Origin of the sequence: Sulfitobacter sp. M368 (assembly GCF_025141875.1) — a bacterium.
GTDB classification, from domain to species: Bacteria; Pseudomonadota; Alphaproteobacteria; order Rhodobacterales; family Rhodobacteraceae; genus Sulfitobacter; species Sulfitobacter mediterraneus_A.
Genome location: NZ_CP081113.1, coordinates 237243 through 259653, shown reverse-complemented (window position 1 = coordinate 259653; position 22411 = coordinate 237243). Strand labels below are relative to the sequence as shown.

The following is a 22411-nucleotide window of genomic DNA, read 5'->3' as shown; positions in this document are numbered from 1 at the left end:
CGTCAGACCTCTGCCAGATCATGAACCGTCCGCGCGTCGCTGGCGGTGCCTGTGTTCACCGTGCTCGCCGGCTCAAGCAGAACCACCTCGCAACTTTCTGACAATGCCACGGGGCAATGTTCAACGCCGCGCGGCACCACGATAAATTCACCCTCTTCAATGATCTCTTCGCGGTCGCGAAATTTCATCAAGAGCCGCCCGCGATGGACCAGAAACAACTCATCCTGATCGTGATGGAAATGCCATGTGAAATTTCCGGAAAACTTGGCCAACTTGATCTGCATATTGTTGATTTGCCCGGCAACGTGCGGCGCCCATGTTTCCTCAAAGGACCCAAAAGCGCGGTCGAGGCTCTTTTTGCCAAATGGTGACAAATGCCCGTTCAACTCAGCCACGTCGCGGACAATTGCGCTCAATTGCGTTGCCAGATCATTGGCTTCGGCCGGGTACAGCCCGTCCAATGCTGCGGTGCCAACGGTGAAACCGGCAGCCCCTGCATTCTTCACATCTGCAATCCGCGACGGGTCGGCAATCGATCCGGCCGCGATCACCGGTTTGCCGGCTGCCTCACACACAGCGCGGATCAACTCAGGCACATCCGTCTTGGACCGATATGCCAGTAGATCCAGCCCATCCACGCCGTCCCGGGACGCCAATTCTGCCGCGCTTTTGGCGATCTCTTCGATACTGCCTTGCAGCACGCTGGGGTGCCCCTCAATCCGACCGGGAAACGGATAATAGGCGATGCTCCGCCCCGCCAGAACCGGCAGCACCTCATCGACACGTGTACCGCCAAGCAAAACATCGACACCGATCTCAACAGCCGCACGGGCAGAACGGACTTCGCTGTCCTGATCAAGAGAAACCACCTCAAGATAAGATGTCGCGCCCTTGGCCTTGATCGTCTTGTTCAACTCTTTGAGCGCGGCAACCGGCAAGCCGACATCCTTAAACCCCACATGCCGCACACCCAATGCCAGAGCGGTCGCAAGATGCGCCGCCGCATCTTCCACCGTTCGGTCGTTGCGGGTCAGCATAAAGATAAATCGCAGGCCCATGTGATGGCCTCCCTAATGGTGATGCGGATGCTGTTGATACTTAGACAATATACATCGCATCGCCATCCGCAAAGAGGACCGAACCCCTACCGTGGCTGGCCTAGACCAGCGCCCGTGTGATCATGACCCCGGCCCAAGCAGAAAATCCAGTGAGGACCGCACCCCAAAGACTGTCAACGACGACCTGCGTCATCGACCAGTCACGCAGGGTCGCATAGTTGGTAAACTCGTAGGTGCCATAGGCCATCAGACCAAGCAGCGCGCCGCCAATCAACGCCGCAACCGGATTACCGTCCCGCAAAGCAGGCAATGACACAAACCAAAGCAGGCCCGCGACATAACCAAGATAAAACACCGCCGCCGGCACAACACGGAACGGATCGGCATAAAGATGCGCGATGTGCCGGTCGAACACTGGTTTGATCAACAGTCTCAGACCCACGGCATCCGCAGCAAAAAACACCAGAACGGTCGAGAGGTACAGAACAAGAATTTTCATGGTTTTGCGTCTTTCATCAATCTGGGGTTAGCGGGTCAAACGCCCGGTTAGAGGCAGAGCCGCCCAATAGGGCAGCGCACTCAACCACTTGAGCGGCCATGTGAGGCGGCGCGGGAAATGCACTTCGAAGGAACGGCCCATCAATCCTTTGATGATCTCCTCCGCAGCACGTTCTGGGGTCACCATGGCGGGCATGTCAAAATCGTTCTGCGCGGTCAGTCGGGTCTCAACAAAACCGGGGTTGATCAGCCTGACGTCCACCTTTCCCGAGAGCTCAGCCCTGAGGGTTTCGGCAAGGTTGATGACCGCCGCTTTGGTCGCGGAATAGATCTGTCCTTGCGGCAATCCGATGTAGCCTGCCACCGATCCACAAAGCGCCATCTGCCCGCCCGCACGCAATACCTTTGGTGCCACCTGCGCCACATGAAAGGTTCCGGCCAAATTCACGGTAACAATCTGTTCGGCCTTGTTAGGGTCCAGATCTGCAAGCTTTCCAGGGTCGTAGATCGCCGCCAAGTGAACAACGCGGTCAACCGGCCCGATCTTTGCGATGGCATCCGACGCGCGATCAAGGCTGTCGCGATCCGACACATCCAGCGGCTGCGCCACATGGTCCGGTCCCAGTTCAGCCGCAAATGCCTCAAGCTTGTCTTCGGACCGTGCTGACAGGATCAGACGTGCGCCCTTGGCCGACCAAGCGCGGGCCAGGGCCGCGCCAATTCCGTCACTGGCCCCGATGATCCAAATGATCTCACGCTCAGACATGGCTCAGCTCCACTTGGACAACATCCGTTTGTGCCGCTTTGAACGAAGCGGCGCAGGCACCAAGGTAATAGCGCCAGCTCCGCAGAAACGCGTCGTCATATCCAAGCGCCCGGATTTTGCCGGTTTTTTCTTCAATCCGCGCATCCCAGGCCGCGCAGGTGCGGGCGTAATCCTGACCAAAGGCATAGCTGTCCGTGACCTTCAAACCGGCCCGCTCTGCCTGCTGGCGGATCGCCGCATCACACAAAAGCAAACCGCCCGGAAATGTATGCTGCCTGATATAATCTGCAGTACGCCGATAGGTGTCGAAATAATCGTCTGACACCGTTATCGCCTGGACCACGGCACGCCCCCCGTCGGCGAGCCGGTCCTTGAGCATCGCAAAATAGGTCGGCCAATATTTCTGGCCGACCGCTTCGATCATCTCGATGGACACGATACCATCATACTTGCCATCGCTGTCACGGTAGTCCTGCAACCGGATGTCGGCCCGTCCGTCCAGACGGGCATCGGCATAACCTTTTTGACTGCGTGAAATGGTCAGGCCGGTCACATAACGCCCGCTGTCCGCCGCCCGCTCCGCGAAACCACCCCAGCCGCAACCGACTTCAAGCACATTTTCAGCCTCGCCAAGACGGTTCAGAATGCGGTCGTATTTGCGGTTTTGCGCCCGCAACAAATCATTATCACCCGCCGCGAACATGGCGGAGGAATAGGTCATGCCCTCGTCCAGCCAGAGTTGGTAAAACTCGTTGCCAACATCGTAGTGCGCGCGGATATTGCGGGCTGCACCACTGCGCGAATTGGCGCGCAAAATCTGGTTGACCACACGGTATTTCAGGTTTGACCAAAAGCCCGCATAGGCATAGCCGTGAAACTGGTCGAGATTGCGAATGGCAACTTCAACCAGATCAGCGATGGAAGAAGTTTCCCAAAGGCCCGAAACGTATGTTTCACCCAATCCGATATCCCCACGCGCCGCGATGGATGTGACGACGGACCAATCGTAAATGCGCATCTCAGCGGCCGGAGATCCCACGCCAAAATCGTAGATCTCGCCTTCAGGCGTGCGCAGGCGCAGACTGCCGGTGGTGATCCGTTCACATGTGTCGAGAAAGTCCCGCTTCACACGGTTTGTCAGAAAAAGCATCAGCTTACCTCGGTCTTGGGCGGTGTTGGACGGGACCGGTAGTTGGCCCCTTTGAGTTTCAGGATCAGCGCCTGCCAATAGATCAGCCCGATGGTGCGCATTGCCCCAAGCGGACGGCGCAGGCTGGCTTTGATCAGGTCCGGGCTTGTCATCGGAACGCGGGGGCCGGACAGTGTCGCGACAACTCCCTCCTCACCATTTTTGTGAATGATCCGGATGGCAATTTGATCTTCGCGGATGTCGAACCCGAATTGATAATGTCCTGCGACGTCCTGATAGGGCGACACATGCAGCCATTTCGGCTTTTCGATGCGGCTTTCACTGGTGATCGGCGCAAAATCCGGCAAATGGCACAGATAGCTGTGACGGTCATGGAACGGCGTGGAGACTTCAGCAATCACCGCAACCAGATCCGACCCCCTGAAGGCCAGCCAGAAACTAACCGGGTTAAAGACATAGCCCAAGAACCGCGGCTGGGTCAAAAGGCGCAGATCCACGCCGTGGTCCGGCAAACCATTGGCCCGCAACGCTGCCCGCGCCCATGCAGAACCACGGCCAGCCCCAAGTGGGCCACCGTGATCCACGTCATGCACCGCGCTGAAATTGAACCTGTTGCGGGAAAACAAGAACGGACTGCGCTGATCCTGCTCGGGGTCGATCAACACGTAATCGACGCCATAGCGGAAACCATGCCGCACCGCACCCTTGCGGGTATGGGTTGTCACCCCTGAGATATATTCCGGCGTTGATGTCATGCGAACTGCCGATCCATCAAACGGGCAATCCGCGCGGCGCTGGCAAATCCGTCCTCATGAAACCCGTGGCGCGTGTAGGCTCCCGCAAACCATGTGTTGTTCTGCCCCTGCAGATCACGCAGCTTATGCTGGGCGTTCAGCGCAGCAGCATCAAAAACCGGATGGCGGAACGTCTTTTGATCGTAAATCAATTCATCGGGCACCCGATCAGACGGATTCAGTGAGACAAAAAGCGGATCTGTCTCGGGAATGTTCTGCAACCGGTTCATCCAATAAGTCACACCAATCGCTGGCTCCGGCCGCGTGGTGTCGGCCTTGTAAACCCAACTGGACCAAACCGATTTGTTCTTGGGCATTTGCGCAGTGTCGCGGTGCAGGATCATCTGGTTGTCCTGAAACCGGATCGCAGATAACGCGGACTGCTCTTGCGGAGTTGGCCGTTCCAGTATCCGCAAGGCCTGATCGGGATGGCAGGCAAAGATCACCTGGTCAAAGGTTTCGTCCGGGGCTCCGGCGGTGTGAACCGTGCTTTCAATCCCGGTCCTGCTGACACCTTGCACAGGTGTACCTGTGCGAAGCGCCACTCCGCGCCCGCGCAGATGCGCTTCCAAACGGCGCACATATTCGATGCTGCCACCATCAACCGTCCACCATTGATGCTGACCAAATGTGCTCAGCAAGGCGTGGTTGCGAAAAAACTGGATCAGCGCACGCGCCGGAAAAGACCGGATCTTGTCTGGCGGCGTTGACCAGATCGCACCGCAAAGCGGCATCAGGTAATAGCGCTGAAACCAATCGCCCAATTTCAGATCGTCCATAAACTCTCCGATTGTGGCGTCCGTATCGCCGGTCGTTTCCTCAGCCTTTTTGTTGAACCGCAGGATATCGGCCAGCATGCGGGTAAAGCCGGGCCGCATCAGATTGCGTGGCTGGGCAAACAGTGCCGCGATGGTGTTCAAACCGTATTCGATCCGGCCATCATCAATCGACGCCCCGAAACTCATGTCACTTTTGGCCACTGGTACGTCCAGATCCTGGAACATTCGGGTCAGATGTGGGTAATTGGCATAGTTGAAAACGATAAATCCGGTATCGACAGGCTGATCCCCATTCAGGCCCGCCATGACTGTGCGGGCATGGCCGCCCAATCGCGGCGCGGCCTCATAAACTGTAACCGCATGATGCGGCGCCAACAGGTAGGCCGCAGCCAATCCAGAGATCCCTCCACCAATGATAGCGACACGTTGCGGGCGGATGGGAAGGGCATCAAATGACATGTAGGCTCCAGTGCTTATTCCCTCTGGTTACGAGACGCGAAAAAAATTGGATCAAAAATGATCCGACTTTTATCGCCCCCCGTAATGAGATTATGCTGATTGCGAGCCTAAATAACCCAACCACGCTCAAACCGCCCCCTGCGCGGTTTGGAAAGGACATGACACAGGTGACGAAACCGTCAGCCCAAGTCTCTCCACAGACAACGTGGATGCTATTGGTCCGCGACCAACGCGACCGCGACGCCTTTGCGATGCTGTTTGATTTTTTTGCACCGCGCCTAAAGGGTTTCATCATGCGGTCCGGCATGGGCACCGGGCAAGCCGAAGAGATCGTGCAAGAGGTGATGCTGACCGTCTGGCGCAAGTCAGCGCAATTTGATCCCGAACGCGCTCAGGTTTCAGCATGGATTTACCAGATCGCCCGCAACCGCCAGATCGACGTAATCCGTAAAGAAAACCGCCCCCTTCCCGAAGAACTGGCCGAGGATCCAGAGACCGAGCCAGACGCCGGTCAGATCCTCGCCGTGGAGCAAGAGGCGGGGGCACTGAAAAAAGCGTTATCGCTGCTCAAACCCGATCAACGTGAAATTATTGAAAAGGCCTATCTCGGAGAGCTGACCCATCAGGAGATCCGCACCCAGACCGGCCTGCCGCTTGGCACAATAAAATCCCGAATTCGACTGGGATTGGAAAAGTTGCGCCATGAACTCAAGGACATGCGTTAAATGACCGCAATAAATCATCATATCCCTGACGATCTGCTGGCCGCCTATGCCGCTGGCACCTTGCCGCATGCTTATGCGGTGGTCGTGGCCGCCCATGTTTCGCTGTGCCTGGATTGCCGCGCAGGATTTGAAGCGCATCAAATGGCAGGCGGCGCCGTTTTGGAGACCGCCACCAGCGAAGCTGTGTCAGGTGATCTGAAGCACAGCACCTTGGCCCTGCTGGACGAACCTGTACCGGTCGAGAAAACCTATGCGCGGTCCGGTGTGTATCCCGGACCTGTGATGGAAGCCCTCAAGGGCAAGCCGCCGCGGTGGAAGTCTCTGGGCCTTGGCGTGCGGCAGTGCATCCTGTCCGGTGATCGCGACGGATCAGTGCGGCTTCTTTATATTCCCCCCGGTCAGGCTGTGCCGGATCACTCCCACAACGGATTGGAACTGACATTGGTTCTGCAAGGCAGTTTCAGCGATGAAACCGGGCGGTTCGGTGTGGGCGATCTGGAAGTCGCGGATCAGGATCTGGAACACACACCCATTGCGGATGCTGGCCCCCCTTGCATCTGCCTGGCGGCGACGGATGCACCGCTTCGTTTCAATGCCCTGTTGCCGAGACTGCTCCAGCCGTTGTTCAAAATCTGATCACCGGTTTGCGGCTCCTAACGAATCCTGCAGGTTGAGCTGCTGCCTGTCCTTTTCCGGACAGCAGCGGCCATCGGACCCATTGCCCCAACGATATTTTTGACAGCCACCTGTGGCGTTTGCCGGCAAACCGCCAGCCGCAAATGTAACGCCCATGCCCGGATCACAAAGATCCCGCGACGGACGCATTGAACGTTGTGGTTATGCGTAACCACTTGATCCATTTGGGAAGAAGTGGTGAGCCGTGTTGGGTTCGAACCAACGACCTACTGATTAAAAGTCAGTTGCTCTACCAACTGAGCTAACGGCCCACTGGGCGCGTATCTAGAAAGCTAGAGGGGCAGGGTCAAGCCCAAAAACAGGAAAATGCCTGGACATGCTGGATTACTTCGCGGCGCATCGTTATATGCGCCGAATGTGCTCTGAAAACACCGATAATCTGCCCTTTATGAAGATGCATGGGTTGGGCAACGACTTTGTCGTTGTGGATGCGCGTGCGCAGACGCGGGTGATCACGCCCGAAATGGCCAAAGGAATCGGTCATCGGCACTTTGGCGTGGGATTCGATCAGCTTGCACTGATCACAAGGGGCAAAGGTGACGCCCATCTGACGTTTTTCAATTCTGACGGATCTTTGTCTGCCGCTTGCGGGAATGCCACACGCTGTATCGCGCGGTTCATCATGGATGAGACCGGCAAGTCCGAACTCGACCTGACCACGGATCGCGGGGATTTGGCGGCGAAAGACGCAGGTAACGGACTAACCTCTGTCAATATGGGCCTGCCACAACTTGATTGGACCGAAGTGCCATTGGCACGGCAAATGGATACGCTGGCGCTGCCCATTGATGGCAGTCCGACCGCCACCGGCATGGGAAATCCGCATTGCACCTTCTTTGTCGATGACGTGATGGCGGCAAACCTCGAAGAGATCGGACCACGGATCGAGCATCACCCGCTTTACCCTCAGCGCACTAACGTACAAATTGCGCAGATCATCGGCCCCGATCACATCCGCATGCGGGTCTGGGAACGGGGCGTTGGTGTGACACTGGCCTCTGGTTCCTCCTCCTGCGCCACTGCCGTTGCGGCGGCGCGGCGGGGGCTGACGGGACGAGAGGTCCGCATTGATCTGGATGGTGGCACGTTGCACCTGAATTGGGCCGAGGACGGCGTCTGGATGACCGGACCGACCTCACATGTGTTCAGTGGCGTATTCACGACCGCCTTTCTGGACAGCCTGAAATGAAACCCCCGGTCTTTTCCAACCACGGTTGCCGCCTCAACGCCTATGAGGTGGAGGCGATGAAGGATCTCGCCGGGCAGGCCGGGCTTGAGAACGCGATTGTCGTAAACACCTGCGCTGTCACGGCAGAGGCCGTGCGCAAGGGTCGGCAGGATATCCGAAAGCTGCGCAAGGCCCATCCTAACGCCCGCCTGATCGTCACAGGCTGCGCCGCACAGACCGAGCCGGACACCTTTGCCAAAATGGAAGAGGTCGACGCCGTCATTGGCAACACCGAAAAGATGCGCCCCGAAACATGGCTCGGGCTGGCCGCGGATTTTATCGGTGAAACAGAGGCCGTGCAGGTCGATGACATCATGTCCGTCACCGAAACTGCCGGACATTTGATCGACGGGTTCGGCACCCGAAGCCGGGCCTATGTACAGGTCCAGAATGGCTGTGATCACCGCTGCACCTTCTGCATCATCCCCTATGGCCGTGGCAATTCACGCTCCGTCCCCGCAGGCGTTGTGGTGGACCAGATCAAACGTTTGGTGGGCAAAGGTTTTAACGAGGTCGTGCTGACCGGTGTTGATCTGACCTCTTGGGGCGCGGACCTGCCAGCGACGCCCAAGCTGGGTGATCTGGTCATGCGCATCCTGCGGCTGGTGCCCGACCTGCCCCGCCTGCGCATCAGTTCGATCGACAGCATCGAGGTGGACGAAAACCTGATGCAGGCCATCGCGACAGAGCCGCGTCTGATGCCGCATTTGCATCTGTCGCTCCAGCATGGGGATGACATGATCCTCAAACGGATGAAGCGGCGGCACCTGCGCGATGACGCGATCCGGTTTACGGAAGAGGCCAAGCGCCTGCGCCCGGATATGACGTTCGGGGCCGATATCATTGCGGGGTTCCCGACGGAGACAGACGCACATTTTGAGAACTCGCTCAAGCTGGTCAAAGACTGTGATCTGACATGGCTCCATGTGTTCCCCTATTCCAAAAGGGAAGGCACACCGGCCGCGAAGATTCCAAATCAGGTGAACGGGACAGTGATCAAAACCCGTGCTGCGCAATTGCGCGCGGCGGGCGATACACAGGTGCAGCGGCACTTGCAGGCGCAGATCGGCAAGACTCATCGTATCTTGATGGAAAACCCGACCATGGGCCGGACTGAGCAGTTTACAGAGGTGACCTTTGCGCAGCCACAGACCGAAGGGCAGATCGTCACCACCGCTATCCTCGGGCAATCCGGCAACCAACTCACCGCCTGAACCGTTTAATCTCAAAGGTTCGGGCGGGTTTCATTACACACATCACAAAAAAGCCTCCGCAGTTCCCTACGGAGGCTTTTGAATTCCGGCTTAGGCCAGCTTAGTCGCGGTTTTTGTATTTCACCGGCGCCCAAAGGCGTTTGTTGGTCAAATACAGCAGAACCGAAAGCAGGGTCAGGAACAGCACACCGGCAAAACCGGCTTGCTTGCGCGCCATCATCTTGGGCTCAGCGGTCCACATCAGGAACGCCGAAACGTCTTCGGACAGGTGATGCAGATCGTTGGCATGGCCATCGATGAATTCAACAGATTCATCGTCCAGCGGTGGTGCCATGGCAATCCAGCCACCCGGAAACGCGGTGTTCTCATAGAAGGTCACACCGGCTTGTTCCTTGGTCTCACCTGTATAGCCATTCAGCAGTGCCGCAATATACTCCGCGCCGCCCATGCCTTTGAAGAACTGGTTGATGCCAAGGCCGTAAGGGCCATGAAAACCCGCCCGCTTTTTTGCCATCAGCGACAGATCAGGTGCCGTTTCCAGGTTGGATTCCGGAAAGTGGTCCACAGGTGTTGCCGCGCGGAAATCATCGAGATCGGCATCAAACACTTCGAACTGTTTGGCGTATTCGATGACCTGATCTTCGGGCAACTGAGGGCCGCCCTCATCACCAAGGGTTCGGATCGCCACGTATTTCAGACCGTGACAAGCCGCACAGACCTCGGTGTAGATCTGCAAACCGCGCTGAAGTTGGTTCACGTCATAGGCACCAAACGGGCCGTCAAACGAGAAATCGATGTTCTCAATGTGTTGTTCGCCACCACCGGCGGCCATTGCGCCGGAAGTGCCAAGGCCAAGCGCAACAAGCGCGGACAGGGTCAGTTTCTTGATCATTGTCATGTCCTTCACTCCGCCGGTTTTGCCGCTGCGTCAGCATCGGCTTTGTGGGCGTAATGTGCATCGAAATCTTCTTCGATGGTTGCCGGTTGCGGCAGCGGTTTCTCGATCACGCCAAGCAGCGGCAGGATTACCAGGAAGTAGGCAAACCAATAGGCCGATGCAATCAGCGAGAAGCTCGCATAAGGCTCCTCGGCCGGCATCGCACCCAGCCACATCAGGGCGAAGAAGTCGATCACCAGCAGGGCGAACCACCATTTGAACATCGGGCGATAACGGCCCGAACGCACGCTGGATGTGTCCAGCCATGGTACCAGCGCCATCACTGCGATCGCGCCGAACATTGCCAGAACCCCAAAGAACTTCGCGTCAATGATACCACCGGTCACGAAGGACGCGATCTGTACGACCCAAACCTCAGAGGTGAACGCCCGCAGGATCGCGTAGAATGGCAAGAAATACCATTCCGGCACAATATGCGCAGGTGTCGAAAGCGGGTTCGCTTCGATGTAGTTGTCCGGGTGGCCCAGATAGTTTGGCATAAAGCCAACGATGGCAAAGAACACCGCGAGGATCACGGCAAGCGCGAACAGATCCTTGATCACGAAGTAGGGCCAGAACGGCAGCGTGTCTTTCTCTGCTTCTTCCTTGGAGCCGCGGCGCACTTCAACACCTGTTGGGTTGTTGTTGCCGGTGCTGTGGAAGGCCCAGATGTGAACCGCAACAAGCGCAGCAATCACGAAGGGCAGCAGATAGTGCAAGCTGAAGAAGCGGTTCAATGTGGCATTGTCCACCGCAGGTCCGCCCAGCAGGAAGGTTTGCAGGCTTTCACCCACGAACGGGATCGCGCCAAACAGGCCGGTGATCACGGTCGCACCCCAGAAGGACATCTGCCCCCATGGGAGAACATAACCCATAAAGCCGGTCGCCATCATCAGCAGGTAAATCAGCATACCGATGATCCAGGTGATCTCGCGCGGGGCTTTGTAAGACCCGTAATAGAGACCGCGGAAAATATGCGCATAAACTGCAACAAAGAACAGCGATGCGCCGTTCATGTGCAGATACCGCAGCATGTAGCCGCCGTTCACGTTGCGCATGATGTGTTCAACAGACGAGAACGCCAGATCGACATGCGGTGTATAATGCATAACCAGAACGATACCGGTGACGATCTGAAGCGCCAGACAGAACGTCAGCACAATACCCCAGATCCACATCCAGTTCAGGTTCTTGGGTGTGGGGATCATCAATGTATCATAGAGCAGGCCAACGATGGGCAGGCGGCTGTGCAGCCACTTTTCGCCGTTTGACTTTGGCTCGTAATGGTCGTGAGGAATTCCAGACATTGGTGTGCTCCCTTAACCCAGTTTGATCGTGGTTTCATCCACGAATTCAGCGACAGGCACCGGCAGGTTGGTCGGCGCTGGCCCTTTGCGGATACGGCCCGCGGTGTCGTAGTGTGAACCGTGGCAGGGGCAGAACCAGCCGCCAAAGTCACCGGCATCGCCCAAAGGCACACAGCCAAGGTGCGTACACACACCCATCATCACCAACCATTCGCCCGCTTCATCCAGCGTGCGGTTCTCGTCGGACGCATCCACGGAGCCAAGGTTGTCATTCTGTGCCACCGGATCGGGCAGGTCAGACAAAGCCACGGCGCGGGCTTCGTCGATCTCTTCTTGAGTGCGGCGACGGATGAAAACCGGTTTGCCGAGCCACTTCACAGTCAACTGGGTGCCGGGTTCAACATCGGCAACATCCACACGGATAGAGGACAGCGCCAGAACGTCAGCAGATGGATTCATCTGATTGACAAGCGGCCAGGCAACAGCACCGGCGGCTACAGCACCGGTTCCGGCGGTTGCGTAATACAGGAAATCCCTCCGGGTGCCTGCGTGATCATCTGCTTGGGACACGGGTTTACTCCACTTCTCGGCCAAAACGGGCCATCAGACATAGAGGCGGCGCGAATGCGCCACCTGACTTCAAGCGGTATCTAACGGGCCAAAGCGAGTCCGTCCAGATGGCAATGCCGCGCAAAGGGTCGCAGTTTGCCGAAGAAACCGGAAAAATGGCCGTTTGAACAAAAAATTAACCCGCTGGCGGGACAGTTGCCTGCATCGACGGGCGCGAATCAAAAGTCTGGAACCACGCGGCCAATGCATCATTGCCCTTGCGCCAACCACGCGCGTCCAAACGGAAATCCAGATAACCCAGCGCAGAACCCACCGCGATCTGGCCGATATTCATCGGAGCAGACAGCTGGCTCATCCAACGTGTGTTCAATGCAGCACAGGCGCGTTCAATTTTGCCCCATTGCCCCTCGATCCAGGCATCCATACGGATCTCTTCGGGGCGCAGACGCGATTCATAGACCATCAACAGGGCCGCATCGAGAATCCCGTCCGCCGTGGCTTCGAGCGTCAACAGATCCCAGCGTGCCGCGCCGCTGCCATAAAGACCAGCCTTGGCGCGATCATCCAGATAGGCGCAAATCACCCGGCTGTCATAGATCGACGGGCCATCGGCCCGTTCCAGTGCAGGCACCTTGCCCAGCGGGTTTTGTGGCAACAATCCAACAGCCGGCGCCAGAGGCGTCCCGTGCTGTTCTTCCAGCGTGACATCATCAAGCTGGCCGGTTTCATGAAGCAAAACCATGATTTTGCGGACATAGGGGGAAGTCGGCGAGTAGGCGAGTTTCATGCAGGTCTCCTGATAAGATCGACCAAGTATTGCGCCGCAATGCCATGGGCGCAATCACTGCATTGTACCAAATCAACCCTTGGGTACACCGCGCATCATGGCGGCGATCACATGCGCTTCCGATCCAAAACCGAAGGCTTCAATCTGGCCCGCGGCGGCATCGCGCACCGCATCAGGCTTGTTCTGGCCCAGCTTCCACGTCCCATCGACACCCGACACCCTGATCCGGCAAGGCACAATCATGCGCATCATCTTGTCCAGCGCATCCGGTGTCATCTTGCCGGTTTTCCATGGCGGCTTGGGCAGAAGCCGATCCTCATAGAAGGCCGATTGCCGGTCGAGCAGAGCCAGCAATTCCTCTTGTGGTCGCCGCTCAAGAACACCCGTCAGATGCACCGCGACATAATTCCACGTCGGAACCTGATCTGCGACTTCGTACCAATCAGGAGAGACATAAGTATCGCCACCGGACACCGCCAAAGTCACAGGTATCGGTTCTTTCAAGGCACGGACAATCGGATTGGACCGCACCAGATGCAAATCAGCGACAGCGCCATCTTCGGACAGCAGGAAAGGAATATGGCTCAGCATCGGCGCATCCGTACCCTGCACGGCCAAGACCCCAAAGCCACGTTCGCGGGCAAACGCAACGTTCCGTGCATCGTCGGCATCGTGAAATATCGGATTGGGATGCATGGCGCGTTCCTTTGCAAATCACTCATTTTCGCTCTTGCAGAGTTTTGCATGACATTGCAACGTGGCGCTATTCTCAGGGCGGGGTGAAATTCCCCACCGGCGGTATGCAGGGCAAGACCTTGCGAGCCCGCGAGCGCAATTCCCGTAAGGAATTGGTCAGCAGATCTGGTGAGATGCCAGAGCCGACGGTCATAGTCCGGATGAAAGAGAATGCGGCATTTTCAGGGGTCTCGCCCCTGTCTGTGGTCGTGATCGCCTTGGGTGGACGTGTCTGAACCAAAGGAGATCATTATGACACAAGGCAATACAGCCCCCGCCCGCTTCGCATTTATCAAAGCTCAATGGCACGCAGATATCGTTGATCGCGCGCTTGAGGGGTTTTGCGAACTTATTCCCGCCGCGCAGGTCGATGTTGTCGATGTGCCCGGCGCATTTGAATTGCCACTGATGGCACAGACCCTTGCACGCACGGGGAACTACAGCGCCGTTGCCTGTGCCGCCTTTGTGGTCGATGGCGGCATCTACCGGCATGATTTTGTCGCCGCCGCCGTGGTCGATGGGTTGATGCGGGTAGGGCTGGATACCGGCGTACCTGTTCTGTCGGTGTCGTTGACCCCGCATCATTATCAGGAAACCGATCACCACAATGCGATCTACCGTGCGCATTTTGTTGAAAAAGGCCGCGAAGCCGCCCGCGCCGCCCTCAAGATCGCCGAGGTGGAAACAGCGCTGGCGGCCTGACCCGATGTTGCCCTAACAGCCGTCCCGGCGGTCTTCACATTGCCGGGGCACCGCCAAACCGTTTCCTTTAAAGGAAACGGACCGAAGTCTTTAAAGACTTCGCCACCGCGCAGCCAAACAGCACGACCTGACAGGTGCGCCTTTCAACCCAAATATGACCGCAGCGCCGGCGGCGGGTTATCCATCAACGCCGCCGCCGGTTGCGGAGCCTCGGCCCGGCCTTCGGCGACAAACACCACCTGATCGGCTATGCGCCGCACGTCTTCTGGGGCATGTGTCACCATGATCAGCGCCGCTTCGGTTTCGGCCACCAATTCAGCCACCAGATCCAACATCTCATTGCGCAGGGCCGGACCCAGAGCCGCGAAAGGTTCGTCCAGCAGGACAAGTGGCCGGGCCTGCACCAACACCCGCGCCAGTGCTGCACGGCTTTGTTGACCACCCGACAAGGCCGCTGGCCGCTTGCCGCTGTGCGTTTCAAGTCCCACCCGGCGCAGCGCATCCTGCACCTTGGCTTGCTCCGCGCCCGACAGCCGCAAATCAGGACGCAGGCCAAGGCCCACGTTCTGCTGCACGGTCAGATGCGGAAACAGATTGTTGTCCTGAAACAGCATCGTCATGGGCCGTTGGCCCGGATCATCCTGCGTAATATCCCGCCCCTGCCAAAGGATCCGGCCCGATTGCAACGGCACAAACCCACAAAGCGCGCTGAGCAAGGTTGATTTGCCTGCCCCCGACGGACCGATCACGGCATATCGCTGCGCCTGCTTCAGTTCCAGATCCGCAGCCAGGGAAAAATCACCCAACACAATTTCTGCCTGCTCAACTTTCAGCATGCCAGCGTCCTCCCCTGTCGCAAAGCCAAAATATTCCCAAGGCCAGTGCCAATAAGATCAAGGCCGCCCCCGCCGCCGCTTCCATTCGGTAGGCGCCCATCAACCGATACATCTGAAGCGGTAATGTTGCCCGTTCCTGATCAGCAAAAAGCGCAATCACACCCAGATCGCCCACCGACAATGCACCGGTCAATCCGGCCGCAAACCCCAATTGCGCCCGCAGACGTGGCAAGATCACCCATCGCCAAAGCGGCCAGCCTTGCAGGCCAAGCGAGACAGAGAGCCGGCCGAAATCTGCCAGGGTATCGCGCAGACGCGGGACCAAAATTCGCAACGCAAAGGGCAGCGCCATCAAGGCATTGACCAAAGCCGTGACCGGTAAGGCCAGATCTGACGGGTTCATCACAGGATTGATCAAAATGAACCAGCCCGTGCCGATCATCAAAGGGGACGCGGACAAGCCCAGCAAACCTATGGCCTCCACCCCGCCTCTTTGGCGGCTGGCGATCCAGCCCGCCATCGGCAGCGCCAAAAGGCACAGCGTCAGCACGCTGATCACCGCCACAAACACCGACAGCCCCGCCGCATGCCAGACCGCGACAGGCACCTTTGCAAGCCCCGCAACACCGCGCAGCACAACCGCCGCCAGCGGCAGCAACAAAAACAGCGCCGCCAAGGTGATCACCGCCCCGTCCCGCGCACGTTGCACGCCGCCCCGCGCATCCCAACGTTGCAGCGTCCGGTCCTGACCACCGCCCAATGAGATTGACGGAATGATCCACAGTGCCGCCAATGCAGCGCCCCCTGCCAATACCAGCTGCACCAAAGACAAAAGCGCCGCTCGCGATAAATCAAAATCAAACAAGAACGCCTGATAAATTGCCAGTTCAAGCGTTGTGGCCCTTGGACCACCACCAAGCGTCAGCGCGACGGCAAAACTGGTCAGGCAAATCACGAAAATCAACGCCGCCACCCCCGGCACAACTTGGCGCAGCAGGGGCCATTCGAGAGTCAGAAAAATCGCACGCGGCCCAAGGCGCAATTGGGCAGCAAGGCGAAACCGCTCTGCCGGGATGCTTTGCCAACCCTGCAGGATCAGCCGTGTCGCCAAGGGCAGGTTGAAGAATACATGGGCCAAAACCACGCCGTGTAGTCCGTAGATCGAGACCTCAGGCAGCCCCAATAGGCCAAGCAATTGGTTCATCCAGCCCGATCTGCCGAACACCGTCAACAGCCCGAGCACAGCCACAATCACGGGCAGAATGAACGGCGCACCCAGCAGCGTCACCAGCAAGGTCCGACCTGCAAACCGTCGCCGCGCCAATGCGCGGGCGACCGGAATGGCCAAGAGCGTTGAAATCATCGAAGACAAGACAGCCTGCCAAACGGTGAACCGCACAGCCGCCCAATCAGAGCGCAGAAAACCCGCGCCGGGCTCTGCCCGCGAGATCACCGCGAGCAAAGCAGCAAGCACCAGCGCTGCGACCAAAATCGCAGCACCGATACCCGCAGCATGTCTCATTGCGACAACGCGCCGAGCCATTCTTGCAATGCCGCATCACGTATGGCTGGCACCTCTTCGGCGGGGATCAACCGCGCGTTTTCAGGTTGCACAAGCGCCTCGAACCCTTTGGGCAAACCGCCACTGGGCATCACCGCCGGATACATCCAGTTGGTTGTTGGTAGAATGGATTGCGCCACGTCTGACACCATGAAGTTCAAGAACGCCTCGGCCAGCTCTGGCTGATCGCTGTTTGCCAGACGCCCGGCCACTTCGACCTGCATGTAGTGACCTTCGTCAAACACGGCGGCGGCTTTGCTTTCGTCCTCTTCTGCTATGATGTGATAGGCAGGCGAGGTCGTGTAGCTCAGCACCATGTCGGCTTCGCCCTCAAGGAACAGACCATACGCCTCGGACCAGCCTTTGGTCACGGTCACGACATTGTCGGCCAAGCCCTGCCAGATGGCTTCGGCCTCGTCACCGTAGGCATCCTTGACCCACATCATCAGCCCCAAACCGGGGGTCGAGGAACGCGGATCCTGAATGACGATTTTCACGTCACTTTCGCCCAGCGCCTTGAAATTTGTGGGCGGGGTCATGTCCGTGTTGTGCACAAAGGCAAAGTAGCCCCAGTCATAAGGCGCAAAAACCGCATCGTCCCAAGTGATCGGCAAGGCATAATCGGCGCTCACAGATGTTTCAGTGAACAATCCGGTGTCCTTCGCTGCGGCGATCAGGCCGGTATCAAGCCCAAGCACCACATCTGCGTCAGACCGCGCGCCTTCAAGCTTGAGCCGCGCCAAAAGCGCCGCGCCATCGCCCATTCCGACAAATTTCAGATCGCAAGCACAGTTTTCCTCAAACGCCTTTTCGATCTGCGGGCCCGGCCCCCAGTCAGAAACAAAACTGTCATAGGTATAGACTGTCAGCACTGGTGTTTCGGCAATCGCTGCCGAGGCCCCAAGCAAGCCCGCTGCAAGTGTAAGATACTTCATCGCATCCTCCTTTTGCGGCGAAAGGGAAAAAGGATGGATGATTGTCCAGACCTTCCCTCCGCCGGTGTTAACCGGTTCAGGTTCAACGGGTCCATGCAAACGCACATCTCAGCTCAATCGAGCCCCCCGAGGTATCGCCATCGTTAGGAGCATGTACAAAGGGATGCAAGCCAAAACCCCTTGAGACACAGCACCGCGCCCGTTAATGCAGAGCCAACAGGAGTGCATTTATGTCGATGAACAGCTTTGGCCATCTCTTCCGCGTGACCACTTGGGGCGAAAGCCACGGCCCGGCCTTGGGCGCAACCGTTGACGGATGCCCGCCCGGAGTTCCGGTCACAGCCGAGATGATCCAGCACTGGCTCGACAAACGCAAACCCGGCCAGAACAAGTTTACCACCCAGCGGCGCGAGGCCGATGAGGTCAAGATCCTGTCTGGTGTATTTGAAGGTGTAACCACCGGCACCCCGGTTCAGTTGATGATCGAAAATACCGATCAACGGTCCAAGGACTACGGCGATATCAAGGACAAGTTCCGCCCCGGACATGCAGACATCACCTATTTCCAGAAATACGGAATCCGCGATTATCGCGGCGGCGGGCGGTCCTCTGCGCGCGAAACGGCCTCCCGCGTGGCGGCGGGTGGATTGGCCCGCGAGGCCATCAAGGCGATGGCGCCGGATGTTCAGATCACCGGCTACATGGTGCAGATGGGTCCGCATCAGATTGACCGCACTGCCTTCGATTGGGACCAGATTGAGCAAAACCCGTTCTGGGTTCCAGATGCACAGGCCGCATCAGACTGGGCGACCTACCTTGATGGGTTGCGCAAATCCGGCTCCTCCGTCGGGGCAATCATCGAGGTGGTCGCGCGCGGCGTGCCTGCAGGCATAGGCGCACCGGTTTACGGCAAACTTGACACCGATCTGTCCGCCGCAATGATGAGCATCAATGCCGTCAAAGGTGTCGAAATTGGCGAGGGCATGTCAGCGGCGATGCTAACGGGAGAGGCCAACGCGGATGAGATTTACATGGGCAACGACGGACAGCCCCGATTCTCGTCAAACCACGCGGGTGGTATTCTGGGCGGGATCAGCACCGGACAGAACATCGTCGTGCGCTTTGCCGTCAAACCAACCTCCAGCATCCTGACCACCCGCAAAACCATCACCAAGAGTGGTGAGGAAACCGAGATCATCACCAAGGGCCGCCATGACCCCTGCGTGGGTATTCGCGCCGTTCCTGTGGGTGAGGCGATGATGGCCTGTGTGATCCTCGACCACCTGTTGCTGCACCGCGGACAGGTTGGGGAAAACCGCGGCATCATCGGCTGAGGGCGCGGAAAATTTCAAATTTTCCGGACCGGACTTTTCAAAAAAGTCCGCCACCCTACCCACACGCTTGCACTTTCCCGATCAGAGGCGCATGACTCCGCCATGCCCGCCAGTCTGACGCAAAACCGCCCCGGCCGTGCCATCGCGCTTAAACTTTGTGCGATCTTTCTGTTCATGGTCATGGCCGCGCTGATCAAGGCCGCATCGGGCCAAGTCCCTCCGGGGCAGGCTGTCTTTTTCCGCTCATTGTTTGCGATACCGATCATCGGCCTCTGGCTCTGGCAAAGCGGGCATTTGCACGATGGGCTCAAGGTCAACAACCTCTTTGGGCATATCTGGCGGGGTCTGTTTGGCACCACCGCCATGGGCCTGACCTTTGCCGGGCTTGCCTTGTTGCCCCTGCCTGAAGTCACCGCCATCGGCTATGCCACGCCGATGTTCACCGTCATATTCGCAGCGTTGTTTCTGGGTGAACGGGTGCGCCTTTTTCGCCTGTCGGCTGTGGCGCTTGGCCTGATTGGAGTGATGATCGTGATTGCCCCGCGCCTGTCTGTGGACGCCAACTTTAGCGCCGCCGCGACCTATGGCGCGTTGATGGTGTTGGCGGCGTCCATTCTGCGATCCTTGGTGCAAATTCACGTCCGCCGGCTTGTGCAAACCGACAGCACCTCGGCCATCGTCTTTTACTTTTCGCTGACGGCCACCTGCCTGTCCCTGCTGACCCTGCCGTTGGGCTGGCTCATTCAAACACCTGCCCTTACATGGACCGCGCCCGGCATAGAGGTGTTGGGCCTGATCATCTGTGCGGGTCTGATCGGCGGCGTCGCGCAGATCCTTGTCACATCCTCCTTCCGCTTTGGCAGCGCTTCGATGCTGGCCCCCTTTGACTATTCCTCGATGATCTTCGCCAGCCTCATTGGTTGGGTGGTGTTCAGCGAAGTGCCCACAGCAACAATTCTGCTTGGTGCCGGGCTTGTCATTGCCGGCGGCGTGCTGATTATCTGGCGCGAACGGCAATTGGGGGTGGACAGGAGCAAATCAAAGCCCAATGTCCCCCCACCAGGCACCCCCGGTTAAAGGAGAAAACCCCATGTCCGAGACAGCAGACCACAAAGAAAAAATGCAAAAGCGTCAGGCCGAGCAGCGCAAGAAAGTCGCAGAGCTTCAGGATCCTGAAAAGGGGCTGGTTCTGGTCCACACCGGCGCGGGCAAAGGCAAAACCTCCAGCGCCTTTGGCGTGGTGGTGCGGGCGCTTGGTTGGAAACAGCGGGTGGGCGTGGTGCAGTTCATCAAGGGCAAATGGAAGACCGGCGAACGGCTGTTCTTTGATCGTCTTGAAGAGGTCACATGGCACACTATGGGCGAAGGCTTTACCTGGGACACCCAAGACAAAGAGCGTGACATTGCCGCCGCACAGGCGGCCTTTGCCAAGGCCCGCGAAATGATGGAAAGCGGCGATTATGATCTGGTGGTCCTGGACGAGATCAACATCGCGATGCGCTATGAATACATCAGCGTCGAAGACGTGATCGCAGGTCTGGACGCCCGTGCCAAGGACACAGGCGTGATCCTCACGGGCCGCGATGCCAAGCCGGAACTTTGCGCCTATGCCGATCTGGTGACAGAGATGACCGAGGTCAAACACCCGTTCAAGGCAGGCATCAAAGCCCAGCGCGGTGTCGATTTCTGATGGCGACTGCCAAGCACGCCAAGGTCGCGCTGATCACTGGCGCGGCACGGGGGATCGGGCTGGCCACAGCGCATCTGATGGTCAAAGACGGCTGGAAAGTTGCGCTGCTGGATCGCGACGCTGACGCGTTAAAAGCCGCGGCGGCAGAGTTTGACGGCGCCGCGTTGGACTTGCTGTTCGACGTTTCCGACCCGCAAGCCGCGCCACAAGCGATCCGGGCTTGCATCGATCATTTCGGGCGGCTCGATGCCTTGGTCAACAATGCCGGCGTTGCGGATTTTGGTCCTATCGAAGAAACCGACTTTGCCCGCTGGCGAAGGGTGATGGAAACCAATCTGGACGGCGTGTTTCTGATGACGCAAGCCGCGACAGCGGCGCTCAAAGACAGTGCTGGTGCGATCGTCAATATCGCTTCAATCTCTGGCTTGCGGGCCTCGACGCTTCGGGTTGCCTACGGCACATCCAAGGCCGCTGTGATCCACCTGACCAAACAACAGGCCGCAGAACTCGGGGAATATGGGATTCGCGTAAATGCCGTTTGCCCCGGCCCCGTGCGCACAAAACTTGCCATGGCAGTCCACACACAGAACATTATCGAGGCCTACCATGATGCGATCCCACTGAACCGCTATGGGTCGGAGCAGGAAATTGGTGAGGTCATCGCGTTTTTGTGCAGTGAAAAGGCCAGCTATGTCACTGGCCAGATCATCGCATCAGATGGCGGGTTTGAAAGCACAGGCGTAGGCCTGCCTGCGCTTCGCAAATAATGTGGTGCGGGGGTCAGGCCCGCACCAGCTTTTCATAGCTTTCCGCGATGTCGCGGGTCAGGGCGCCGACCTCAAAGTTGAAATCACCGATCTGGCCCACTGGGGTCACTTCCGCCGCTGTGCCGGTCAGCCAGCATTGCTCAAACCCTTCAAGCTCTTCTGGCATGATGTGGCGCTCGTGTACGGTGATGCCTTTTTCCTTGAGCATGCCAACAACTGTCTGTCGCGTGATCCCGTTGAGAAAGCAATCCGGATCGGGCGTGTGTACTTCGCCATCTTTTACGAAAAAGATGTTCGCGCCCGTCGCCTCGGCCACGTAGCCGCGATAGTCGAACATCATCGCATCTGAACAACCCTTTGCCTCTGCTGCGTGTTTGGACATGGTGCAGATCATATAGAGGCCCGCCGCCTTGGCATGGCTTGGGATCGTCTCGGGGCTGGGGCGCTTCCATTTGGAGATATCCAATTTGGCGCCCTTCATCTTGGCATCCCCGTAATAGGCGCCCCATTCCCATGCGGCGATGGCCAGGCGCACAGGGTTACGAGCCGAGGCCACGCCCATGTCTTCGCCCGCGCCACGCCACGCGATAGCACGCACATAGGCATCAGACAGCCCGGATTTGGCCAGAACTTCGACCTTGGCCGACTCGATCTCGTCCACGGTCCATGGGATCTGGAAATCAATCATCTCGGCCGAGCGGCGCAACCGCTCTGAGTGTTCGCGACTCTTGAAGATCTTGCCGTTATAGGCCCGCTCTCCTTCAAACACCGAAGACGCATAATGCATCGCATGGGTCAGGATATGCACATTGGCGTCGCGCCAGTTGACCATTTCACCATCCAACCAGATGAAACCATCACGATCATCATATGCTCCAGCCAT

24 protein-coding genes, 1 tRNA gene and 2 riboswitches are annotated in these 22411 nt (G+C 58.0%); of the genes, 9 read left to right on the top strand and 16 right to left on the bottom strand.

The genetic code is table 11. The features are described 5' to 3' along the window. Window positions 1-2 precede the first annotated feature (2 nt). From K3754_RS01280 to K3754_RS01255, 6 genes are all read right to left on the bottom strand, one after another. A complete protein-coding gene (locus K3754_RS01280) occupies window positions 3-1058 on the bottom strand; it encodes a cupin domain-containing protein (protein WP_259940171.1) in 1056 nt (351 codons plus the stop codon). Between the two features lie 100 nt (window positions 1059-1158). Next, on the bottom strand, window positions 1159-1557 hold the full coding sequence (locus tag K3754_RS01275; RefSeq protein ID WP_259940169.1) for a DUF2177 family protein: 399 nt from the start codon (window positions 1555-1557) through the stop codon (window positions 1159-1161). 27 nt (window positions 1558-1584) lie between these two features. Next, window positions 1585-2322 carry an SDR family oxidoreductase gene (locus K3754_RS01270; RefSeq protein ID WP_259940167.1) on the bottom strand — a complete coding sequence of 246 codons (738 nt, stop codon included), beginning with the start codon at window positions 2320-2322 and terminating at the stop codon, window positions 1585-1587. Next, window positions 2315-3472, bottom strand: a complete 1158-nt coding sequence (locus K3754_RS01265) for a cyclopropane-fatty-acyl-phospholipid synthase family protein (RefSeq protein WP_259940165.1) — start codon at window positions 3470-3472, stop codon at window positions 2315-2317. Before K3754_RS01265 ends, K3754_RS01270 begins: the two co-directional genes overlap by 8 nt. Then, window positions 3472-4227 carry a DUF1365 domain-containing protein gene (locus K3754_RS01260; protein ID WP_203209396.1) on the bottom strand — a complete coding sequence of 252 codons (756 nt, stop codon included), beginning with the start codon at window positions 4225-4227 and terminating at the stop codon, window positions 3472-3474. The genes K3754_RS01265 and K3754_RS01260 overlap by 1 nt, the downstream gene beginning before the upstream one ends. Next, window positions 4224-5504, bottom strand: coding sequence for an NAD(P)/FAD-dependent oxidoreductase (locus K3754_RS01255; RefSeq protein WP_259940162.1), 1281 nt, complete (start codon window positions 5502-5504; stop codon window positions 4224-4226). Before K3754_RS01255 ends, K3754_RS01260 begins: the two co-directional genes overlap by 4 nt. Window positions 5505-5662: 158 nt before the next feature. On the opposite strand from K3754_RS01255, the gene K3754_RS01250 reads away from it, so the two are divergent. Together K3754_RS01250 and K3754_RS01245 are read left to right on the top strand one after the other, a co-directional pair. After that, a complete protein-coding gene (locus tag K3754_RS01250; RefSeq protein ID WP_231024191.1) occupies window positions 5663-6229 on the top strand; it encodes a sigma-70 family RNA polymerase sigma factor in 567 nt (188 codons plus the stop codon). After that, on the top strand, window positions 6230-6865 hold the full coding sequence (locus K3754_RS01245) for a ChrR family anti-sigma-E factor (RefSeq protein ID WP_259940160.1): 636 nt from the start codon (window positions 6230-6232) through the stop codon (window positions 6863-6865). It abuts the gene before it with no gap. 235 nt (window positions 6866-7100) lie between these two features. On the opposite strand, the gene K3754_RS01240 is transcribed toward K3754_RS01245, so the two are convergent. Beyond that, window positions 7101-7176 (bottom strand) — tRNA-Lys (locus K3754_RS01240). Between the two features lie 104 nt (window positions 7177-7280). On the opposite strand from K3754_RS01240, the gene dapF reads away from it, so the two are divergent. Further along, window positions 7281-8114 carry a diaminopimelate epimerase gene (dapF, locus tag K3754_RS01235; protein WP_259943206.1) on the top strand — a complete coding sequence of 278 codons (834 nt, stop codon included), beginning with the start codon at window positions 7281-7283 and terminating at the stop codon, window positions 8112-8114. Continuing rightward, a complete protein-coding gene (mtaB, locus tag K3754_RS01230; RefSeq protein ID WP_259940158.1) occupies window positions 8111-9367 on the top strand; it encodes a tRNA (N(6)-L-threonylcarbamoyladenosine(37)-C(2))-methylthiotransferase MtaB in 1257 nt (418 codons plus the stop codon). The genes dapF and mtaB overlap by 4 nt, the downstream gene beginning before the upstream one ends. A gap of 100 nt (window positions 9368-9467) precedes the next feature. Here the strand turns inward: mtaB and K3754_RS01225 are convergent, their stop codons facing one another. The 5 genes from K3754_RS01225 to K3754_RS01205 form a co-directional block, all read right to left on the bottom strand. Continuing rightward, window positions 9468-10259: a cytochrome c1 gene (locus K3754_RS01225; RefSeq protein ID WP_203209401.1), complete on the bottom strand. Its 792-nt coding sequence runs from the start codon at window positions 10257-10259 to the stop codon at window positions 9468-9470. Window positions 10260-10270: 11 nt separating this feature from the next. Beyond that, entirely contained in the window at window positions 10271-11611 is a 1341-nt protein-coding gene (gene petB, locus K3754_RS01220) for a cytochrome b (protein ID WP_203209402.1), read from the bottom strand. A gap of 12 nt (window positions 11612-11623) precedes the next feature. Further along, window positions 11624-12181, bottom strand: a complete 558-nt coding sequence (gene petA / locus K3754_RS01215) for a ubiquinol-cytochrome c reductase iron-sulfur subunit (RefSeq protein ID WP_203209403.1) — start codon at window positions 12179-12181, stop codon at window positions 11624-11626. 175 nt (window positions 12182-12356) lie between these two features. Beyond that, window positions 12357-12968: a glutathione S-transferase gene (locus tag K3754_RS01210; RefSeq protein ID WP_259940153.1), complete on the bottom strand. Its 612-nt coding sequence runs from the start codon at window positions 12966-12968 to the stop codon at window positions 12357-12359. 72 nt (window positions 12969-13040) lie between these two features. After that, the gene (locus K3754_RS01205; protein ID WP_259940151.1) at window positions 13041-13664 is read right to left on the bottom strand and encodes an FMN-binding negative transcriptional regulator; all 624 of its coding nucleotides are present in this window, start codon (window positions 13662-13664) and stop codon (window positions 13041-13043) included. 65 nt (window positions 13665-13729) lie between these two features. After that, window positions 13730-13880: riboswitch (FMN riboswitch) on the top strand. Window positions 13881-13955: 75 nt separating this feature from the next. Here K3754_RS01205 and K3754_RS01200 point away from each other — a divergent pair. Further along, on the top strand, window positions 13956-14405 hold the full coding sequence (locus K3754_RS01200; protein WP_259940149.1) for a 6,7-dimethyl-8-ribityllumazine synthase: 450 nt from the start codon (window positions 13956-13958) through the stop codon (window positions 14403-14405). A 143-nt stretch (window positions 14406-14548) separates the two neighbouring features. On the opposite strand, the gene K3754_RS01195 is transcribed toward K3754_RS01200, so the two are convergent. Genes K3754_RS01195 through thiB form a run of 3 tightly spaced genes read right to left on the bottom strand, consistent with a single transcriptional unit; the run spans window position 14549 to window position 17737 of the window. Further along, a complete protein-coding gene (locus K3754_RS01195) occupies window positions 14549-15241 on the bottom strand; it encodes an ATP-binding cassette domain-containing protein (RefSeq protein ID WP_259940147.1) in 693 nt (230 codons plus the stop codon). Further along, window positions 15228-16784, bottom strand: a complete 1557-nt coding sequence (locus K3754_RS01190) for a thiamine/thiamine pyrophosphate ABC transporter permease ThiP (protein ID WP_259940145.1) — start codon at window positions 16782-16784, stop codon at window positions 15228-15230. The genes K3754_RS01195 and K3754_RS01190 overlap by 14 nt, the downstream gene beginning before the upstream one ends. After that, window positions 16760-17737: a thiamine ABC transporter substrate binding subunit gene (gene thiB, locus K3754_RS01185; protein ID WP_259940143.1), complete on the bottom strand. Its 978-nt coding sequence runs from the start codon at window positions 17735-17737 to the stop codon at window positions 16760-16762. Before thiB ends, K3754_RS01190 begins: the two co-directional genes overlap by 25 nt. A 36-nt stretch (window positions 17738-17773) precedes the next feature. Beyond that, window positions 17774-17876, bottom strand: a riboswitch (TPP riboswitch). A 91-nt stretch (window positions 17877-17967) separates the two neighbouring features. Here thiB and aroC point away from each other — a divergent pair. The 4 genes from aroC to K3754_RS01165 all read left to right on the top strand — a co-directional run bounded on the left by aroC (window position 17968) and on the right by K3754_RS01165 (window position 21528). Beyond that, the gene (gene aroC, locus K3754_RS01180; protein WP_259940141.1) at window positions 17968-19071 is read left to right on the top strand and encodes a chorismate synthase; all 1104 of its coding nucleotides are present in this window, start codon (window positions 17968-17970) and stop codon (window positions 19069-19071) included. A gap of 102 nt (window positions 19072-19173) precedes the next feature. Then, window positions 19174-20148, top strand: coding sequence for a DMT family transporter (locus K3754_RS01175; RefSeq protein ID WP_203209411.1), 975 nt, complete (start codon window positions 19174-19176; stop codon window positions 20146-20148). Window positions 20149-20161: 13 nt separating this feature from the next. Beyond that, a complete protein-coding gene (gene cobO, locus K3754_RS01170) occupies window positions 20162-20761 on the top strand; it encodes a cob(I)yrinic acid a,c-diamide adenosyltransferase (protein ID WP_203209412.1) in 600 nt (199 codons plus the stop codon). After that, the gene (locus tag K3754_RS01165) at window positions 20761-21528 is read left to right on the top strand and encodes an SDR family NAD(P)-dependent oxidoreductase (RefSeq protein ID WP_259940136.1); all 768 of its coding nucleotides are present in this window, start codon (window positions 20761-20763) and stop codon (window positions 21526-21528) included. The genes cobO and K3754_RS01165 overlap by 1 nt, the downstream gene beginning before the upstream one ends. A 13-nt stretch (window positions 21529-21541) precedes the next feature. Here the strand turns inward: K3754_RS01165 and K3754_RS01160 are convergent, their stop codons facing one another. Further along, on the bottom strand, window positions 21542-22411 hold the full coding sequence (locus K3754_RS01160) for a branched-chain amino acid aminotransferase (RefSeq protein ID WP_259940134.1): 870 nt from the start codon (window positions 22409-22411) through the stop codon (window positions 21542-21544).

What these genes read in the sequence shown, in the direction of transcription:
- K3754_RS01280 (WP_259940171.1), bottom strand. Translation starts at nt 1,058, where the DNA reads ATGGGCCTGCGATTTATCTTTATGCTGACCCGCAACGACCGAACGGTG.
- K3754_RS01275 (WP_259940169.1), bottom strand. Translation starts at nt 1,557, where the DNA reads ATGAAAATTCTTGTTCTGTACCTCTCGACCGTTCTGGTGTTTTTTGCT.
- K3754_RS01270 (WP_259940167.1), bottom strand. Translation starts at nt 2,322, where the DNA reads ATGTCTGAGCGTGAGATCATTTGGATCATCGGGGCCAGTGACGGAATT.
- K3754_RS01265 (WP_259940165.1), bottom strand. Translation starts at nt 3,472, where the DNA reads ATGCTTTTTCTGACAAACCGTGTGAAGCGGGACTTTCTCGACACATGT.
- K3754_RS01260 (WP_203209396.1), bottom strand. Translation starts at nt 4,227, where the DNA reads ATGACATCAACGCCGGAATATATCTCAGGGGTGACAACCCATACCCGC.
- K3754_RS01255 (WP_259940162.1), bottom strand. Translation starts at nt 5,504, where the DNA reads ATGTCATTTGATGCCCTTCCCATCCGCCCGCAACGTGTCGCTATCATT.
- K3754_RS01250 (WP_231024191.1), top strand. Translation starts at nt 5,663, where the DNA reads ATGACACAGGTGACGAAACCGTCAGCCCAAGTCTCTCCACAGACAACG.
- K3754_RS01245 (WP_259940160.1), top strand. Translation starts at nt 6,230, where the DNA reads ATGACCGCAATAAATCATCATATCCCTGACGATCTGCTGGCCGCCTAT.
- dapF (WP_259943206.1), top strand. Translation starts at nt 7,281, where the DNA reads ATGTGCTCTGAAAACACCGATAATCTGCCCTTTATGAAGATGCATGGG.
- mtaB (WP_259940158.1), top strand. Translation starts at nt 8,111, where the DNA reads ATGAAACCCCCGGTCTTTTCCAACCACGGTTGCCGCCTCAACGCCTAT.
- K3754_RS01225 (WP_203209401.1), bottom strand. Translation starts at nt 10,259, where the DNA reads ATGATCAAGAAACTGACCCTGTCCGCGCTTGTTGCGCTTGGCCTTGGC.
- petB (WP_203209402.1), bottom strand. Translation starts at nt 11,611, where the DNA reads ATGTCTGGAATTCCTCACGACCATTACGAGCCAAAGTCAAACGGCGAA.
- K3754_RS01210 (WP_259940153.1), bottom strand. Translation starts at nt 12,968, where the DNA reads ATGAAACTCGCCTACTCGCCGACTTCCCCCTATGTCCGCAAAATCATG.
- K3754_RS01205 (WP_259940151.1), bottom strand. Translation starts at nt 13,664, where the DNA reads ATGCATCCCAATCCGATATTTCACGATGCCGACGATGCACGGAACGTT.
- K3754_RS01200 (WP_259940149.1), top strand. Translation starts at nt 13,956, where the DNA reads ATGACACAAGGCAATACAGCCCCCGCCCGCTTCGCATTTATCAAAGCT.
- K3754_RS01195 (WP_259940147.1), bottom strand. Translation starts at nt 15,241, where the DNA reads ATGCTGAAAGTTGAGCAGGCAGAAATTGTGTTGGGTGATTTTTCCCTG.
- K3754_RS01190 (WP_259940145.1), bottom strand. Translation starts at nt 16,784, where the DNA reads ATGGCTCGGCGCGTTGTCGCAATGAGACATGCTGCGGGTATCGGTGCT.
- thiB (WP_259940143.1), bottom strand. Translation starts at nt 17,737, where the DNA reads ATGAAGTATCTTACACTTGCAGCGGGCTTGCTTGGGGCCTCGGCAGCG.
- aroC (WP_259940141.1), top strand. Translation starts at nt 17,968, where the DNA reads ATGTCGATGAACAGCTTTGGCCATCTCTTCCGCGTGACCACTTGGGGC.
- K3754_RS01175 (WP_203209411.1), top strand. Translation starts at nt 19,174, where the DNA reads ATGCCCGCCAGTCTGACGCAAAACCGCCCCGGCCGTGCCATCGCGCTT.
- cobO (WP_203209412.1), top strand. Translation starts at nt 20,162, where the DNA reads ATGTCCGAGACAGCAGACCACAAAGAAAAAATGCAAAAGCGTCAGGCC.
- K3754_RS01165 (WP_259940136.1), top strand. Translation starts at nt 20,761, where the DNA reads ATGGCGACTGCCAAGCACGCCAAGGTCGCGCTGATCACTGGCGCGGCA.
- K3754_RS01160 (WP_259940134.1), bottom strand. Translation starts at nt 22,411, where the DNA reads ATGGCTGGAGCATATGATGATCGTGATGGTTTCATCTGGTTGGATGGT.